Consider the following 14,302-nt stretch of genomic DNA (forward strand, 5'->3'; position numbering starts at 1 on the left):
CAATCCTGCCCGACATCCGGACGATGGCAGGTCTCGGACAGTCGCTCGAAGCCGTGGTCACGAACCGCGAACCGATGCTTCGAGCACTCGTCCAAGGACCGCTGACCAAGCCCGAACTGACGGAGGCGGTGGACAGTTCCCGCTCCACCATCGACCGGGCGGTACGCGAACTCGTCGACGCGGGGTTGGTGCGACGCGCCGACGGGCGGTACGAGGCGACGCTGGCCGGTCGGTCGGCGCTCGACGCCGTCGAGGCGTTCCACGACCGGATGCGCGGAGTGGAGTCCGCGGCGGGCGTGCTCTCGCATCTCGGACCGGACGCGCCCATCGACTCGGACTTTCTCACCGGCGCCGACGTCCACGTGGCGACGCCGGAGATGCCCGACAGCGTCGTCCAGCGCTTGTTCGACAGCGTGGAGTCGGCGACGCATCTCCGCGGCATCGCTCCCGTCGCCCTCTCCGGGCATCTGCGCGGATTCTACGAGGCCGCGCGGGCGAACGACGCCCGCGTCGAGATGGTCATCAACGCCGACGTCCTCGACAGCCTCGTCGCCACGACCAGCACCCGAGAGACCCTGCTCGCCCAACTCCGCGACGAACGGGTGACCATTCTGCGCGGGGAGGTGCCGTTCTCCTTCGGCCTGTGGCTCACCGAGACGGAGGCCGGCGTCGTGGTCTACAGCGATACGGGCGTCCGCGGCATCATCGTCAACGACACCGCCGACGCGTGCGCGTGGGCCGAGACGTGGTTCGAGACCCTCTCCACCGACGCCCGGCGTCTCACTCCGTCCGGCATCGAGGCCGACAACTGAGGGCGCGAGAACTTTGTCCCGCGGGGGCGAACCGCGAGTCGTGAGCGAACACGGACACGACGGCATCGGAAGCGCCGGCGACTCGCACAACCACCGAGAACACCACGACGGCCAGCGAGGGAACGAGGGCGGCAGAGGCGAAACCGGAGACGACCACGGCGAGGGTCACGACCACGACCACCATCACGACCACGACGTGACCGACCTCGGCGTCGGCGTCGTCACCGTCTCCACCTCGCGGTCGATAGAGGACGACCCCGCGGGCGACGCCATCCGCGACGCCTTCGAGGAGGAAGGCCACCAGATTACCGTCCGCGAACTCATCGACGACTCCTTCGACGGCGTCCAGTCGACGGTGAACCGCCTCGTCGACCGCGACGACGTCGATATCGTGGTCACGACGGGGGGAACCGGCGTCACGCCCGACGACGTGACCGTCGAGGCCGTCGCCGACCTCATGCACAAGACGCTGCCCGGGTTCGGCGAACTGTTCCGACGACTGTCCTACGACGAGATAGGCACGCGCGTCGTCGGCACCCGCGCGACGGCCGGCATCGCCGACCACACGCCGGTGTTCTGCCTCCCCGGCAGCGAGAACGCCGCCCGCCTCGGCGCCGAGGAGATTCTAGTCCCCGAGGCGCCGCATCTGGCGGGGTTGGCGCAGCGAGAGTGAGACGGCGGCGCGGGCGGCGATTCGACGACCCGGCGACCCGGTGACACGACGAACCTGCGATTTCTGTCCCGTTGCGGTATTTTAAGGCTCCGGCCCGGATATCACCAGACATGAGCAGTCAGAAACCCCGCGAGGAAGACGACGACGAGCGATTCTCCAGCGGGAAAGACGAACGCCTCCGCAGCACGGAGGTCACGGAAGGGCCGGACAAGGCCCCGCACCGCGCGATGTTCCGCGCGATGGGGTTCGACGACGAGGACCTCGGGTCGCCGATGGTCGGCGTCGCCAACCCCGCGGCGGACATCACGCCGTGCAACGCCCACCTCGACGACGTCGCCGACGCCGCCATCGAGGGCGTAGACGCGGCGGGCGGGATGCCCATCGAGTTCGGCACCATCACCATCTCGGACGCCATCTCGATGGGGACCGAAGGGATGAAGGCGTCGCTCATCTCCAGGGAGGTCATCGCCGACTCCGTCGAACTCGTCTCGTTCGGCGAACGGATGGACGCCTTGGTCACCGTCGCCGGGTGCGACAAGAACCTCCCCGGCATGATGATGGCCGCCATCCGGACGGACCTCCCCTCCGTGTTCCTCTACGGCGGGTCCATCATGCCCGGCGAGCATCAGGGCCGCGAGGTGACCGTCCAGAGCGTCTTCGAGGGCGTCGGCACCTACGCCGAGGGCGACATGAGCGCCGACGAACTCGACGAACTGGAGCGCAACGCCTGCCCCGGCGCCGGGTCCTGCGGCGGGATGTTCACCGCGAACACGATGGCCTCCATCTCCGAGGCGCTCGGATTGGCGCCGCTCGGTTCGGCTTCCGCACCCGCCGAGTCCGAGGAGCGATACGACGTGGCCCGCCGCGCCGGCGAGGCCGTCCTCGAAGCCGTCGAGAACGACCTGCGTCCCTCCGACATCCTCTCGAAGGAGTCCTTCGAGAACGCCATCGCCCTGCAGGTGGCCGTCGGCGGGTCGACGAACGCCGTCCTCCACCTGCTGGCCCTCGCGGCGGAGGCGGGCATCGACCTCTCCATCGAGGAGTTCGACGAGATATCGCGCCGGACGCCGAAGATAGCGAACCTCCAACCCGGCGGCACGCGCGTCATGAACGACCTGCACGAGGAGGGCGGTGTCCCCGTCGTCATCCGACGACTCCTCGACGCCGGGTTGTTCCACGGCGACGCGATGACCGTCACGGGCCGAACGGTCGCCGAGGAACTGGAGCGCCTCGACCTGCCGAGCGACGAGGAGGTCGGCGGCGACTTCATCTACACCGTCGACGACCCCTACCAGGAGGAGGGCGCCATCAAGATTCTCACGGGCAACCTCGCGCCCGACGGCGCGGTGCTGAAGGTGACCGGCGACGATAAGTTCCACCACTCCGGCCCCGTGCGCGTCTTCGAGAACGAGGAGGAGACGATGCGCTACGTTCAGGAGGGGCACATCGAGTCGGGCGAGGTTCTCGCCATCCGCAACGAGGGACCGAAGGGCGGCCCCGGCATGCGCGAGATGCTCGGCGTCACCGCCGCCGTCGTCGGACAGGGCCACGAGGACGACGTGGCCCTCCTGACCGACGGGCGGTTCTCCGGCGCGACGCGCGGTCCGATGGTCGGCCACGTCGCCCCCGAGGCGGCCGATGGCGGCCCCATCGCCCTGCTCGAAGACGGCGACACGGTGACCGTCGACATCCAGAACCGCGAACTGTCGGTCGACCTCTCCGAGGAGGAACTCGAAGCGCGTAGAGAGGAGTGGGAACCGCGCGAACCGGTCTACACCACGGGCGTGCTTGCGAAGTACGGCAACGACTTCGGCTCCGCCGCGAACGGCGCGGTGACGAACCCCGGCGCGAAGCGGTAACCGACGCCCGACCTTTTGGTCCAGCTTTTCGAGCGAACGGCGTTCCCGTGAGCCGAAGGCGAACGGGAGCACGGGAGAACGCCGTTCTCCCGGAGTGAGCGAGGAAAAGGTGGAACGGCGCGGTGACGAACCCCGGCGCGAAGCGGTAGCCGTTCGAGCGAGAGACGGGTCCGGACCGAACGTCGTCCTCCCCCCGTATCCGGTCCGCTCACGCGACATCCACGGCGCCTCTGGCGGGCGATTAGGTAGGGGGTGATAGTCTCTGGGGAACTGCTAATTATTTCCAATGATGAACAATTATTATAGTGTGGGGCGGGTTTTGAGAAATCGTGTCCGGTCGAGAACGGTCGACGGGTGAAATCCCGGCCGTTCCGACGATTGACGCCGCCTTCGGTCCCGCGCCTCCGCGTTCCGCCGCCAGAGCGACGACGGTCGGCGCGGAGCGGATGCGACGCGCGCCGACCGCCGAAGAGAGGACCCGAACGAGCGTCGAGTCGGAGACGGCTAACGGGCTTCCACGCTGAGACGGACCGCCGGACACGTAGTTACAACTATGTCAGACGACAGTACACGCGAACCCGCCGACGAACCGACGGTGGAACCGGACGGCGGCGTCGCCGCCTCCGCGGGTCGGGACCACCGAGACGTCGACTACCTCGAGAGGGAGGTGAACCTCCTGCGCCCGAGCACGCCCTTCATGCGGGACCACCTGCGCATCATCTGGACCGGATTCGTCGCGTGGGCACTCGTCGTCTTCGGCCCGGTGACCCTGACTGCGGTCGTGCCGGACCTGATGACGAGGACGGTGCCCGTCGTCGGCTTCCCGCTGCACTACTTCCTCGTCGCTATCGGGGCGCCGCTCGGAGCGCTCATACTCGCGTTCTGGTACGCGCGTAAGCGCGACGCCCTCGACGAGGAGTACGGCATCGCCCACGGGACGACTGCGGAAGGACCCAGCGGTGGTCCCGAGAGCGCGGCGACCGACGGGGGGCGGGCCGAATGACGGGTCTCCTCCTCCAGAGCGGACTGCTGCCGGAAGGGCTCAATGTCTCGTTCAAACTCGTCCCGGCCATCATGGTCACGGCGATGCTCCTCCTGTTTCTCGCCATCGGCTACGCGTTCAAGGTGGCCGACGCCGAGGGGATGTGGGTCGGCGGCCGGTCCATCGGGAACGTGGAGAACGGCATGGCAATCGGCGCCAACTGGATGTCCGCGGCGTCGTATCTCGGGATGGCCGCGCTCATCGCCCTCTCGGGGTTCTACGGGCTGGCGTTCATCGTCGGCTGGTCGGCGGGCTACTTCATCCTCCTCATCTTCATGGCGGCGCAGATGCGGCGGTTCGGCAAGTACACCGCACCGGACTTCGTCGGCGACCGCTTCAACTCCGACGGCGCCCGCGCCATCGCGGCGGTGACGACGTTCCTCATCGGGTTCGTCTACGCCATCGGACAGGCCCGCGGTATGGGTCTCGTCGGCGTCTACATCTTCGGCGACATCGGCATCCCGGGGCTCAGCGGCTACCAGTCGATGGTCGTCGCCATGATGGCCATCACCGTCGGCTACCTGACGCTGTCGGGGATGCTCGGCGCGACGAAGAACATGGCCGTCCAGTACGTCATCCTCATCATCGCCTTCCTCGCGGGCCTGTACGCCGTCGGCTTCACGCAGGGCTACTCCACGGTGCTCCCGCAGATCGAGTACGGAGCGCTGATAAGCCAACTCGGCAGCGAGTTCAGCGAACCGTTCGTGAACGAGAGCTACTATCTCTGGATCGCCACGGCGTTCTCCTTGGTCGTCGGTACCTGCGGCCTCCCGCACGTGCTCGTTCGGTTCTACACCGTCGAGAGCGAGCGGACCGCCCGCTGGTCGACCGTGTGGGGTCTCGGGTTCATCCTGCTCCTCTACCTGAGCGCGCCCGCGTTCGCGGCGTTCGGCACGGACCTCTACGCGAAGAACATCGGCGCGGTGTACGGCGACCCCGGCATGACAAGCGCCGCGGGCGACGTCATCGTCGTGCTGGCGGCGCAACTGGCGAACCTCCCGACGTGGTTCGTCGGCCTCGTCGCCGCCGGCGGTATCGCCGCGGCCATCGCCACTACGGCCGGCCTGTTCATCGCCGGGTCCTCGGCCATCGCCCACGACATCTACGTCAACATCATCAACGAGGACGCGACCCAGCGACAGCAGGTGCTCGTCGGCCGACTTAGCATCGTCTCCTTGGGCGTGTTCACGACGCTCGCGGCGTTGGACCCCGCGGCGCCCATCGCCGCGCTGGTCTCCTACGCGTTCTCGCTCGCCGGAGCGGTCCTGTTCCCGATGTTCTTTCTCGGACTCTGGTGGGAGAACACGAACCGGCAGGGCGCGCTGGCCGGGATGACCACCGGCCTCCTCATCTGGTTCACCCCCATCGTGAACGAGGTGCTGCCGAGTTACGGCCTGTTCGCGGGCGCGGCGGGCGCCGACGGCGTCCTCTCGCCCGTCCTCGCGCAGTGGCTTCCCGCCATCGGGTCCGCCCTCGTGGCCGTCCCCATCGTGTTCGCGGTCACCATCGGCGTCTCGTTGGTCACCGACGAACCGCCGCTCGAAACCAAACGGATGGTCAGACAGTGTCACAGCCCCGAGCCCATGGGGCAGCAGCAGACGGCGGAGGACGTGGTGGGCAACGACGGGAGCGGGGGGACTCCCGCGGACGACTAATCGACTCGACCATGTACGAACACATCCTGGTTCCGACGGACGGCAGCGACACGTCGCGGCAGGCGGTCGAACAGGCCGTCGACCTCGCCGAGAAGTACGGCGCGACGGTGCACGCCCTCTACGTCATCGACGTGAACGCGACGAGTTACTCGCTCGGCGCCGAACAGGTCGACCGCATCCGGAGCGGTCACCTCGACGAGATGCCCGAGGTGAAGGGGGCGGCCGAGAAGGCCACCGGCTACGTCGCGGACGCGGCCCGCGAACGCGGCGTCCCCGCCGAGGAGCACATCACCGCGGGCGAACCCGCCCGCGCCATCCGGAAGTTCGTCGAGGAGAACGACATCGACCTCGTCGTGATGGGGTCGCACGGACGCTCGGGCCTCTCGCGCGTCGTCCTCGGCAGCGTCGCCGAGAAGGTGCTCCGCCGGACCCGACTGCCGGTGCTCGTCGTCGACAACGAGGGGGCCGAGTCGTGAACTCCTCGTCGGGTCCCGTCGACACCCTCCGAGAGCACGGGTCGGGGATGCTCGCAGACCTCACCTTCGCCATCGGGTGGGTCGTGGCCGTCTCCCTGTTCTTCGAGTTCGTGCAGGGACCGCAGTGGGCCTACTACCTGTTCATGGTCGCCGGCGTGGCGGCGTACTTCGGGTTCTTCTGGTCGTTGGACGTGGCGCGGGAGCAGCGAAAGAGGAGTTGAACGCCCACAAATAGCTGAGTCTCATCTTCAAACCGGCCGGCGGTGACAAAGAATGTCGCACCGCGCGGAGCGAACGAAGTGAGCGGAGCGCGGCTCCTTTTTGGTCCAGCTTTTTGCGAGGAGCGGTTCGCTCGAAGAGCGAACCCGACGAAGTAAAAAGGTGGAGTGGGACCGCTGAGAGTCGAACTCAGGTCCTACCGACCCCATCGGCAGAGGATACCACTACCCCACGGTCCCAGGGTGTATTCGATGAAATGCGCGTGTGACCGTTAAGTGCTTCGCTTCGAGTCGACGCCGGTACGGAATGGCACGCCGGCGGACCGGCCGACGGTCACTCTCCGGAGTCGGCGTCCGCGTCGCGCGGGACGACCAAGTCCCCGTCGTCGCGGACGGCCATGCTCAGGACGGGGTCGCCCTCGTAGGCGACCAACCCCTCGCGCCGGGCGACGACGTAACCGTCGTGCTCCGTCTCGACCGTATCGATGCGCTCGCCCTGCGGCGTCACCACGTCGGCGACGGCGTCGCCCGACTCGACGGCATCGCCCGGTTCGACGCGGTGGCGGACGAGGCCGGCCGTCTCCGTCCGCGGGTGGACCGCGCGGCGCACCGGGTAGTCGACGGGGGCGGTCGGGACGCCCGCGCCGGGGTCGTCGACGTCGTCGGGGACGTCCGCCGCGTCGAGCATGCCGAGTTCGACGAGGACGCCGTAGACGCCCGCGACGCCTGCTGCGCGAACGTCCTCCTCGACGACGCTGTGGCCGCCGAGTTCGACGGTGACGGCGGGGACGCCGGCGGCGTTCAGCGCCGCGCCGGCCGTCGAGCGCTGGAGGGCCTGTTCGACGTACTCCGCGGCGGGGTACTCCGTGAGCACCGGAAAGCCGCACGCCGACGCGAGGCGATCCAGTTCGGCGGCCAGTTCCTCGGCCGCCGATTCGTCCCGGCGTTCGCCGTACAGCACCCGGTCGCGGATGACGAACGGCATCGACCCGATTTGGGCGGTGTGGAGGTCGACGAGGGCGTCCGCCGACTCGGCGAACGCCTCGTACAGTCGCTCGTCGATTCGCTCCTGCACGCCCGGCGGGCGCGAGGACGCGGACTCGGGGTCCGGGAAGTAGCGGTTCGGGTCGTCGTCGCCGTAGTAGGACTGCCGCGCGTTGCGGCGGAGACCAGCGGGGTTGACGACGGGCACGCAGACGACGGTGCCCGAGAGGCCCTCCGCGAGGTCCCCGCGCATCGCGTCCTGCGCGACGGCGACGCCCGTCGCCTCGTCGCCGTGAACGCCGCCGGTGAGCCACAGCGTCGGCCCTTCGGACTCGCCCTCGGCGACCACGAGGGGGAGGCGTTCCGTCCCGCCGGTCGGGAGGTCCGTCGCCTCGAACCACCCGCGGACGACCGCTCCGGGTTCGGACTCGACGCTTCCGAGATTCATATCTCGGCGTCACGGTCGGCGGGCAAAAGCGGTCGGGTCGCGGAGAAACGCAGTCAGATCAGCACGCGTTCGAGCGAGACGACCTCGCCCGAATCGGCCTCGGGGTCGCCAACGAGGCGGCCGAGACAGACGGCGGCGTCGTCCGGCGTGACGCAGGCGACGAGCGACCCCCGGTCGGCGTCGTCCGTCTCGAACACGCCGGGCGCGTACACCGGCGCGCCCTCGGCCACCTGCTCGGCCGCGGAGTAGGCGATAGTGACGTGCGGCAGGTGCGAGAGGGCGCGTTCGGCCGGCGCGACCACCTCGCGCAGGACGCTCTCGTCGCCCTCCTCGGCGAACGCGAGGGCGTCCGAGAGGTCGTACAGGCTCTTCAGCGTCGAATCGTCGAAGGGGTCCGTCGCGGTGCGGCGGAGGTGGCCCATGTGCGCGCCCGTGCCGGCCGCGAGGCCGACGTCGTGACAGAGCTTTCTGATATAGGTCCCGCTCTCACAGCGGATGCGGAGCAGCGCCTGTCGGTCCGCCACCTCCAACACGTCGAGGTCGTACACCTCCCGCGAGCGGAGTCGGCGCGAGACGGCGCTCTTTCTGGGCGGCTTCTGGTACACCTCCCCTTCGAACTCGGCGACGACGGCCTCGAGGTCCGAGGGCGCGGACCCGTGCAGTTCCAGCACGGAGACGTACTCCTTCGAGCCTTCGAGGAACACCTGCGCCATGCGGGTGGCGTCGCCGAGGAGCGTCGGGAGACAGCCCGTCACCTTGGGGTCGAGCGTGCCGGCGTGGGCCGCCCGTTCGACGCCCGTCATGTCCCGCACCCACGCGGCGACTTGGTGCGCCGAGGGGCCGGGCGGTTTGTCGAGGTTGACGACGCCGAACGACAGCAACGCCTCAAGCGAGCGGTCGTCGGGGGGGTCGCGGAGGTCAGTCACGGGTCAGAAGTCGTACTCGACGCCCTCGACGGGGAACTTCCCTTCGTCGTCGTCGGGGTCGTAGGCGTCGACGGCGGCTTTCAGAATGTCCGGGACGTCCTCTTGACTCCACCGGGCGGTGTTGAGCGTCACGTCGTAGATGCCGAGGTCGGTGATGTCAATGTTGTAGTACTCCTGATAGCGCAGCGCTTCGCTCTGGGCGCGCGCGTACGTCTCCTCGCGGGCGAGTTCGACCGACTTTCCCTCTCGCTCGGCGATGCGGGTGGCGCGGACGTCCAGCGGTGCGTCCAGCCACAGGCGGACGTCGGCGGCGTCGCCGGCCAACCACCCGGCGAGTCGCGACTCCAACAGTACGTCGTCGCGTTCCAACGCGATAGACCGGAGGCGGCGGTCCAAATCGCGGTCGATCTGTCCGTTCTCCTCGGCGAGTTTGTTGAACTCGACTGCCGTCATCCCCCGTTCGGCGGCGAGTTGGCGAAAGATGTCGCCGCCGGAGATATGGTCGAGGTCGAACGCCTCGGCGAGCGTTTCGGCGGTCGTACTTTTTCCGGCGCCCGGCGGACCGGAGACGGTGAGCAACATAGAGACTCTCGGACGGTCCCGCTAAAAGAGGTTGTCTTTGCCGACGGGTGTGCCGTTCCGTGTCGAACGGATCGAGCGGTGCGGGACGCCCGCCCGCGCGACTACGACGCCGACGGCGAGATGTCGATGTTGAGGCTCTTGCGGATGATCTGGGTGAACCCCATCGAGCAGAGGAAGTACCAGATAATCCACGCCTGCATCGGGCCGAGGACGCCCTCGGTCCACTCGACGCTCCCGACGAGGGGCAGGACGATGTTCCCCATCGTGACGTGCGGGTCGGCGTTGCCGCCGACGCCGATGGCCCAGTACATCCAGAGGAACGCCGGGATGGTGATGAACATGATCCACACCATCGGGCGGAACTGCTCTTTGAACATCCCCAACTGGTCGCCCATCGCCTCCATCTGCTCTTCTTGGATGGCGTCGAGCGCTTCGTCGTCGCCCGCCTCGCGGGCCTCCTTCTGCCGCTTCTGGATGTCCTTCATGCGCTCTTGGTAGGCCCCCATCTTCTCCATGTTCATGAGGTTCGCCTGCAGGAGCGTCGAGTACAGCCCTGTCGCCAGCGCGATGACCATGATGACCGCGTAGAACGGGAGCAGTTCCGTCAGCGGTCCGAGAACGACGTCCATCGCGGAGCCGATGATGTCGCGGAGGGGCTTCCAGCCGTAGGCGGCGAACAGACCGACCGTGACGACGCCCGCCATCTTGTCGTACATCGACCACGAGGAGTCCTCGTCGTCGAGATCGACCGAGGAGGCGGTCGAAGACGAGGACGAGGCCGGGGACGCGGCGGTCGCCGACGCCTCCTCCAGACCGGCGCGCGTCGCCTCGGCGTCGGCGAGTTCGAAGCCCTCGTCGCCGTCGACGAGGACGCCCTTCTCGATGAGCCGACCCCAGTGGCCGCTCGTGATGTCTCCCTTCACGTCGACCCACCTGACCTCGCCGTCGTCGGACCGCGCCAGGACGGTCTCGACGGCGCTCCGCATCTCCGGGTCGGAGGAGACGAGGTCCCGCACCTTCGCTTCGATTCGTGCCATTGCCGAGAGAGTAGTTACTCACCGGTTATCAAGCTTTTACTCTTCGTCTCCGTTCCCGGCCTCGGAGAGACCGGCGCGCTGAGGGGCCGTGCCGGCGTGTGTGGGGTCGCGTCGCGTACCGCTACGCGTCCTCGACGGCGGCCGTCACGTCCTCGAACACCTCGTCCGGGGTCTGCTCGCCGTTCACCTCCGCGAGGACGCCCTCGTCGCGGTAGTGGTCGACGACGGGTTCGGTGTTCTCGTGGTAGACGCTCAGCCGTTCGCGAACCGTCTCCTCGGTGTCGTCCTCCCGTTGGACGAGCGGCGACCCGCACTCGTCGCAGACGCCCTTCTCCTCGGGCGGGGCGAACTCGACGTGGTAGTTCGCGCCGCAGTCCGGGCAGACCCGGCGGCCGGTGAGTCGGTCAACGAGTTCCTCCTCGCTCACGTCGAGATAGACGACGGCGTCGAGGTCGGTTATCTCCGTGAGGTACTCCGCCTGGTCGAGGTTGCGCGGGTAGCCGTCGAGGACGTACCCGTCCGCCTCCTGCAGGGCGGTCTTCACTATCTCGTTGACCACGTCGTCGGGGACGAGTTCGCCCGCGTCCATGTACTCTCGGGGCGTGTCGTACTCGAAGTCCAGGTGGCTGATGTCCATCCCCTTGTTCGCCCGGAGGGCGTCGCCGGTGGTCACGTGTTCGAGGTCGAACTCGTCGGCGAGTCGCTTCGACTGCGTTCCCTTCCCGGCGCCGGGGGCGCCGAGCAGCAGGATGTGCTTACCCATATTCGACCCATCCCGGGCCGTCGGTATAACGTTGAAGAAAGCGTCCGTCCTTTCGCGTTTCCCAGGGTCCCCGAGCGGAGTTCGAACCAACACAGTGAGGGTCCCACGCGAACGAGGACGGACAATGCTGGACGCGACGCGCCCGACCGTCCCCGCCGCGCGGACGAACCTCGAACCGATCCCCCGCCGCCCGTGAACGACGGAGCGGTCGCCCGGCGCGCCGGTTCGGCCGCCGCCGCCGTTCCGGGCCTGCTCCTCCTCGCGGCGCTGGCCGGCCTCGCCTCCCTCGTCGCCGGCGCGGTGCCCGGACTGAACGCGCTCCTCCTCGCGGTGGCGTTCGGGGCCGTCCTCGCCAACGTCGTCGGCGTCCCGGACCGGGCGGCAGCGGGAGTCCGGTACCGCGGCGTCCTCCTCGAAGCCGGCATCGTTCTGCTCGGCGCGCGCGTCGCGTTCGCCGAACTCGTCGCGACCGGTCCCGTCGTGCTCGGACTCGCCGTCGCCGTCGTCGTCTTCGGCGTCGCGTTCGTCGAGTCGCTCGCCCGACGGGTCTTCGACCTCCGACGCAAGACGGCGTCGCTCCTCGCCGCGGGCGCGAGCGTCTGCGGCGTCTCCGCCGCGACGGCCATCGCGGGCACCATCGACGCCGACGGGGAGTCGCTGACGCACGTCGTCGCCGCCATCCTGCTTTTCGACGCGGTGACGCTCCTCGCGTTCCCCGTCGCCGGCGACCTGCTGAACCTCTCTCCGCGTCAGTTCGGCGTCTGGGCCGGCCTGAGCATGTACAGCACCGGTCCGGTCACCGCCGCCGGGTTCGCTCACTCCGCCGCGGCCGGACAGTGGGCGACGGTGACGAAACTGGCGCGGAACTCCCTGCTCGGCGTCGTCGCCCTCTGGTACGCGTTCCGCTACGCCGACCGCTCCACGAAATCAGGCGTGGCATCGCTGCTCGACGGCGTGCCGAACTTCCTCGCCGGGTTCGCGTTCGTCGCTCTCGCCGCGAACGCGGGGCTTCTCTCCCCGGGGATGCTCTCGGCTCTCGAAACGACGAGCGACGTTCTGTTCGCCCTCGCGTTCGCCGGACTCGGACTGGACGTCCGCGTCGCCGCGATGCGCGAGGCCGGCCTCGCGCCGGTGGCGGTGCTGGCCGTGTCGCTCGTCGCCGTCTCCGCCCTCGCCCTGTTCGCCGTGGTAACGCTCCTGTGACGGGTTTCACTCCGTTTTTCTATCGACGGGACGAAGGGGGGATTATGACCAGATTCGACGCCGACGACCCGACGGAGCGACGGAAACTGTTCGCCGATGCGGTCGCCGCTCACCGGGAGCGCGCGAGTCCGTTCTTCACCGTCGAGGTCGACCCGAACCCCGAATCGGACGGCGAGGACGCGCCCGCGCCGTGGGTGCAGTTCGCCGACGGGACGTTCAACGTGGACGTGACCGACGAGGAACTCGAACGCGCGAAGTCGCTGCTCTCGGAGTTCCCCGAGTTCCGCATCGACGGGATGGAGTCGCCCGAGGAGTCCGAGGGGACGAACCTTCGCATCACCGCTCGGTCGGACGCGAACCGCCTCGCGGCGTTCGTCGACCGGACCTTCCGCGAGGTGTACGGCCGCGACGACGACTACCGCGCGTGGGTCGCCGCCGTCTGATCCGTCCCGCTCGAAGTTTCTGCGCGAGAGTGGGCCGGCCGCGGCAGAGTATTTCCCGGCGCGCGACGTACCCCGCCCATGGCATCGATAGACTCCGCCGCCGACGGCGGCGTCACGCCGGACGTGCTACAGTTACGGGGCGAGTCGACGTTCGTCGACGTCGGCGACGTGGACCTGCACGTCGTCACCGCCGGCCCGGAGGACGGCGAACCGGTCGTGCTCCTCCACGGCTTCCCCGAGTTCTGGTACGGCTGGCACGAGTACGTCGAACCCCTCGCCGCCGAGGGGTACCGCGTCGTCGTCCCCGACCAGCGCGGCTACCACCTGAGCGAGAAACCCGAGGCCGTCGCCGCCTACCGCCCGGACGAACTCGCGGGCGACGTGCTCGGACTCCTCGACGCCCTCGACCTCTCGGCGGCGCACCTCGTCGGCCACGACTGGGGCGCGTTCGTCGCGTGGTGGGTGAGCCTCCATCACCCCGAGCGCGTTCGAACGCTCTCGGCGGCGAACGTCCCCCACCCGACGGCGTTCAGGCGGGCGCTCGGAAACGACTGGGAACAGCGGCTCAAGAGCTGGTACGTCCTGTTCTTCCAGCTTCCGAGGATTCCCGAAGCGTTGGCGAGCGTCGGCGACTACCGCGGCGTCTGCGACATGATGCGCCGGACCAGCCAACCGGGGACGTTCAGCGCCGCCGACTTCGACTGCTATCGCGCGGCCTGGTCCCGACCCGACGCGTACCGGTCGATGCTCAACTGGTACCGCGCCATCGCCCGAACGAACCCCCGCCCGCGGACTGAACGCGTCGAGGTGCCGACGCTCGTACTGTGGGGGGCGAAGGACGCCTTCCTCACCCGCTCGCTCGCCTTGGAGAGCGTCGAGTACTGCGACCGGAGCCACCTCGTCGTCCTCGACGACGCGACGCACTGGATTCAACACGAAGAGCCCGTTCGCGTCCGACGGGAACTCACCAACCACTTCGAGTCGCACCCCGAGTGACGGGCCGGCGACCGGCGCTAAGGTCCTCGGGACGGATTCGGCGGTCCGATTGGTCCTCAGGAGGCGTGTGTGAGTCTATATACCACCACCGAGGCGACTTAGCGACTTACTTAACCCCGGAAAGAATACGTTCTGTCGAGGCGGAACCGAGGTCGCGCTTCCGGGACTGGATGACCCCACACGCG

The 14,302-nt window shown here is 68.5% G+C and carries 15 protein-coding genes and 1 tRNA gene; 10 read left to right on the forward strand and 6 right to left on the reverse strand.

Going from position 1 to position 14,302, the window contains the following annotated elements; genetic code table 11:
• Positions 1-23: 23 nt before the first annotated feature.
• The 7 genes from C474_RS05935 to C474_RS05970 all read left to right on the forward strand — a co-directional run bounded on the left by C474_RS05935 (position 24) and on the right by C474_RS05970 (position 6,738).
• The gene (locus tag C474_RS05935) at positions 24-812 is read left to right on the forward strand and encodes a helix-turn-helix transcriptional regulator (protein WP_008384905.1); all 789 of its coding nucleotides are present in this window, start codon (positions 24-26) and stop codon (positions 810-812) included.
• 40 nt (positions 813-852) lie between these two features.
• Positions 853-1,485 carry a MogA/MoaB family molybdenum cofactor biosynthesis protein gene (locus tag C474_RS05940; protein ID WP_008384906.1) on the forward strand — a complete coding sequence of 211 codons (633 nt, stop codon included), beginning with the start codon at positions 853-855 and terminating at the stop codon, positions 1,483-1,485.
• A gap of 110 nt (positions 1,486-1,595) precedes the next feature.
• On the forward strand, positions 1,596-3,344 hold the full coding sequence (ilvD, locus tag C474_RS05945) for a dihydroxy-acid dehydratase (protein ID WP_008384908.1): 1,749 nt from the start codon (positions 1,596-1,598) through the stop codon (positions 3,342-3,344).
• A gap of 553 nt (positions 3,345-3,897) precedes the next feature.
• On the forward strand, positions 3,898-4,347 hold the full coding sequence (locus C474_RS05955; protein WP_008384910.1) for a DUF4212 domain-containing protein: 450 nt from the start codon (positions 3,898-3,900) through the stop codon (positions 4,345-4,347).
• The gene (locus C474_RS05960; protein ID WP_008384912.1) at positions 4,344-6,041 is read left to right on the forward strand and encodes a sodium:solute symporter family transporter; all 1,698 of its coding nucleotides are present in this window, start codon (positions 4,344-4,346) and stop codon (positions 6,039-6,041) included. The genes C474_RS05955 and C474_RS05960 overlap by 4 nt, the downstream gene beginning before the upstream one ends.
• An 11-nt stretch (positions 6,042-6,052) precedes the next feature.
• Positions 6,053-6,517, forward strand: a complete 465-nt coding sequence (locus tag C474_RS05965) for a universal stress protein (RefSeq protein ID WP_008384914.1) — start codon at positions 6,053-6,055, stop codon at positions 6,515-6,517.
• Complete coding sequence (locus C474_RS05970) at positions 6,514-6,738, forward strand: hypothetical protein (RefSeq protein WP_008384915.1); 225 nt, start codon at positions 6,514-6,516, stop codon at positions 6,736-6,738. The genes C474_RS05965 and C474_RS05970 overlap by 4 nt, the downstream gene beginning before the upstream one ends.
• Positions 6,739-6,904: 166 nt before the next feature.
• On the opposite strand, the gene C474_RS05975 is transcribed toward C474_RS05970, so the two are convergent.
• The 6 genes from C474_RS05975 to C474_RS06000 all read right to left on the reverse strand — a co-directional run bounded on the left by C474_RS05975 (position 6,905) and on the right by C474_RS06000 (position 11,475).
• Positions 6,905-6,975, reverse strand: a tRNA-Pro gene (locus C474_RS05975).
• A 94-nt stretch (positions 6,976-7,069) separates the two neighbouring features.
• The gene (locus tag C474_RS05980; RefSeq protein ID WP_008384916.1) at positions 7,070-8,167 is read right to left on the reverse strand and encodes a succinylglutamate desuccinylase/aspartoacylase family protein; all 1,098 of its coding nucleotides are present in this window, start codon (positions 8,165-8,167) and stop codon (positions 7,070-7,072) included.
• A 53-nt stretch (positions 8,168-8,220) separates the two neighbouring features.
• Positions 8,221-9,093: an RNA-guided pseudouridylation complex pseudouridine synthase subunit Cbf5 gene (locus C474_RS05985; RefSeq protein WP_008384917.1), complete on the reverse strand. Its 873-nt coding sequence runs from the start codon at positions 9,091-9,093 to the stop codon at positions 8,221-8,223.
• A gap of 3 nt (positions 9,094-9,096) precedes the next feature.
• Positions 9,097-9,675, reverse strand: coding sequence for a (d)CMP kinase (cmk, locus tag C474_RS05990; RefSeq protein ID WP_008384918.1), 579 nt, complete (start codon positions 9,673-9,675; stop codon positions 9,097-9,099).
• Positions 9,676-9,776: 101 nt separating this feature from the next.
• The gene (locus C474_RS05995; protein ID WP_008384919.1) at positions 9,777-10,712 is read right to left on the reverse strand and encodes a DUF106 domain-containing protein; all 936 of its coding nucleotides are present in this window, start codon (positions 10,710-10,712) and stop codon (positions 9,777-9,779) included.
• 121 nt (positions 10,713-10,833) lie between these two features.
• The gene (locus tag C474_RS06000) at positions 10,834-11,475 is read right to left on the reverse strand and encodes an adenylate kinase (RefSeq protein WP_008384920.1); all 642 of its coding nucleotides are present in this window, start codon (positions 11,473-11,475) and stop codon (positions 10,834-10,836) included.
• Positions 11,476-11,667: 192 nt separating this feature from the next.
• On the opposite strand from C474_RS06000, the gene C474_RS06005 reads away from it, so the two are divergent.
• The 3 genes from C474_RS06005 to C474_RS06015 all read left to right on the forward strand — a co-directional run bounded on the left by C474_RS06005 (position 11,668) and on the right by C474_RS06015 (position 14,117).
• Positions 11,668-12,678, forward strand: a complete 1,011-nt coding sequence (locus C474_RS06005; RefSeq protein ID WP_008384921.1) for a YeiH family protein — start codon at positions 11,668-11,670, stop codon at positions 12,676-12,678.
• Positions 12,679-12,722: 44 nt separating this feature from the next.
• Entirely contained in the window at positions 12,723-13,121 is a 399-nt protein-coding gene (locus C474_RS06010) for a hypothetical protein (protein ID WP_008384922.1), read from the forward strand.
• A gap of 78 nt (positions 13,122-13,199) precedes the next feature.
• Complete coding sequence (locus C474_RS06015) at positions 13,200-14,117, forward strand: alpha/beta fold hydrolase (protein ID WP_008384923.1); 918 nt, start codon at positions 13,200-13,202, stop codon at positions 14,115-14,117.
• The last annotated feature ends 185 nt before the right edge of the window (positions 14,118-14,302 follow it).

Origin of the sequence: Halogeometricum pallidum JCM 14848, from assembly GCF_000337095.1 — an archaeon.
GTDB lineage: Archaea > Halobacteriota > Halobacteria > Halobacteriales > Haloferacaceae > Halogeometricum > Halogeometricum pallidum.